The organism is Anaerotignum sp. (assembly GCF_045122575.1).
Taxonomy (GTDB): domain Bacteria; phylum Bacillota; class Clostridia; order Lachnospirales; family Anaerotignaceae; genus Anaerotignum_A.
In genome coordinates, this window is sequence record NZ_JBGVHV010000042.1 from 1 (window position 1) to 2,128 (window position 2,128).

General features: G+C 51.4%; 3 protein-coding genes and 1 pseudogene. All 4 read right to left on the bottom strand.

Going from position 1 to position 2,128, the window contains the following annotated elements; translation table 11 throughout:
- Positions 1 to 667, bottom strand: a 667-nt coding sequence (locus ACJMLT_RS01770) for a biotin carboxylase N-terminal domain-containing protein (protein ID WP_405725689.1), incomplete at its 3' end; no start/stop codon positions are given.
- 6 nt (positions 668 to 673) lie between these two features.
- Positions 674 to 1,087 carry a 3-hydroxyacyl-ACP dehydratase FabZ family protein gene (locus tag ACJMLT_RS01775; protein WP_405725692.1) on the bottom strand — a complete coding sequence of 138 codons (414 nt, stop codon included), beginning with the start codon at positions 1,085 to 1,087 and terminating at the stop codon, positions 674 to 676.
- A gap of 12 nt (positions 1,088 to 1,099) precedes the next feature.
- Positions 1,100 to 1,546 carry an acetyl-CoA carboxylase biotin carboxyl carrier protein gene (accB, locus tag ACJMLT_RS01780; RefSeq protein WP_405725695.1) on the bottom strand — a complete coding sequence of 149 codons (447 nt, stop codon included), beginning with the start codon at positions 1,544 to 1,546 and terminating at the stop codon, positions 1,100 to 1,102.
- Positions 1,547 to 1,552: 6 nt separating this feature from the next.
- A pseudogene (locus ACJMLT_RS01785) lies at positions 1,553 to 2,128 on the bottom strand (beta-ketoacyl-[acyl-carrier-protein] synthase II); the annotation flags it as partial.

The following is a 2,128-nucleotide window of genomic DNA, read 5'->3' on the forward strand; positions in this document are numbered from 1 at the left end:
GACAGAGGATATTTCCGTAATGGTCGGCAAGGATCTGCATTTCCACATGGCGCACAGAGGTCAGATATTTTTCCAGAAACACATCCCCATTGCCAAAGGCACTTTCCGCCTCACGGGATGCCGTCAGGAAGGCTTCTTCCAACTCTTCCTCCCGCTCCACCACGCGGATGCCCTTGCCGCCGCCGCCGGCCGTTGCCTTTACCAGAAGAGGATAGCCGATGTCTTTCGCCAGTCTTTTGGCTTCCGCCGCATCCTGCAAAATTTCCGTACCGGGCACAACAGGAACCCCCACCTGCTGCATCAGCTGACGGGAAGCATCCTTATCCCCCATGGCAGAAATGACTTCGCTTTTGGGGCCAATGAAAACGATGCCGTTTTCTTCGCAGCGCTTGGCAAAGGACGCATTTTCCGAAAGAAAACCGTAACCCGCGTGGATGGCCTCTGCCCCCGCCGCCAGCGCCGCACTGATGATATTTTTCTGATTTAAGTAGCTGTCTGCCGCAGCGTTGCCGCCGATGCAGATGCGTTCATCGGCCAGTGCCACAGGCAGGGAATCTCTGTCCGCTTCGGAATAGACCGCCACCGTCCGAATGCCCATTTCCTTGCAGGCACGGATGATGCGAACAGCCACTTCCCCTCGGTTGGCTACGAGAATTTTCGAAAACATAAGCCATTACTCCTTTATCAGCGCAAAGGAAAACTCCGCACTGACACACAATTTACCATTCACATAGCCTTTGCCTTCTGCCCAGTAAAAAGGGCCTTTGTGTTTCAGCAAAGTACATTCTGTTTCAAATACATCCCCGGGACGGACGCTGTTTTTGAAGCGTACCTTATCCAGCCCTGTGAAAAAGGGAGTCTTCCCTTCCCCTTCGGCGGACAAAAGCACACAGGCACTCTGTCCCAGAATTTCGCATAAAATCACACCGGGCACGACGGGATTTCCGGGAAAATGTCCCTGCAGGAAAAATTCGTCCCCGCGGATGGTCTTTTTGCCGTAAGCCTTGCCCTCACGCAGTTCCGCTTCGTCGATGAGAAGCATATGGTCTCTGTGGGGCAGGATTTTTTTGATCTCTTCCTGATTCATTTTTGTTCCTCCTTAGGGAAGGATTTTTACAAGGGTCTGACCGAATTCCACGATCTGTCCGTTGTCCACGCAGATTTCTTCAATGGTACCGTCATATTCCGCTTCGATGTTATTGAACATCTTCATGGATTCCACGATACAGACAACGTCGCCTTTTTTCACTCTGTCGCCCACCTTGACAAAGGGTTCCGCGCCCGCCTGAGGTGCCAGATAAACGGTACCCACCAGAGGGGATTTCTGCGCTACCCCTGTTTTTTCTTCTGTTTTTTCCACAACGACTGCAGGTTCTGCCGCCGCTTCTGCTGTGTTATCCACAGAAACCGCAGGAATATCCACGGTTGTCACAACCCTGCCTGCCGCTTCCAGCACAATACGGCTGTCGCCTTCTGTCAGATCTAATTTTGTCAGCTGATTCTGGCGCAGAATTTTCGCCAGTTCATTGATTTTATTTGTATCCATTCTTTATCAATCCTTCATTTTTCTAAATGCCACACAGGCATTGTGACCGCCAAAGCCCAGAGAAGTGGACATCGCCCCTTCTACCACAGTTTCCACTGCCTGATTGGGTGTATAATCCAGATCACAGACAGGGTCAGTTTCTCTGAAATTGATGGTAGGAGGAATGATATCCTCTTTCACCGCCAGAATGGCCGCAATGGCTTCCACAGCGCCGGCTGCACCCAGCATGTGACCTGTCATGGATTTTGTGGAACTGATGTGTACCTTTTTCGCATCTTCCCCAAAGGCATTTTTAATGGCTCTGGTTTCTGTTTTATCGTTCAGGGGTGTCCCTGTGCCGTGGGCATTGATGTAGATTTTTTCTGCATCGATACCATCCAGCCCTTCTGCTGCAATTCTGATGGCCTTGCCGCTGGCAATGGCTTCTTCTGCAGGAGCTGTCACATGGTGAGCATCGCAGGTGGAACCATAGCCCACTACTTCCGCATAAATCTTTGCACCACGAGCCTTTGCGTGTTCATATTCTTCCAGAATGACTGCGCCTGCACCCTCGCCCATGACAAAACCACCGCGGCGTTTGTC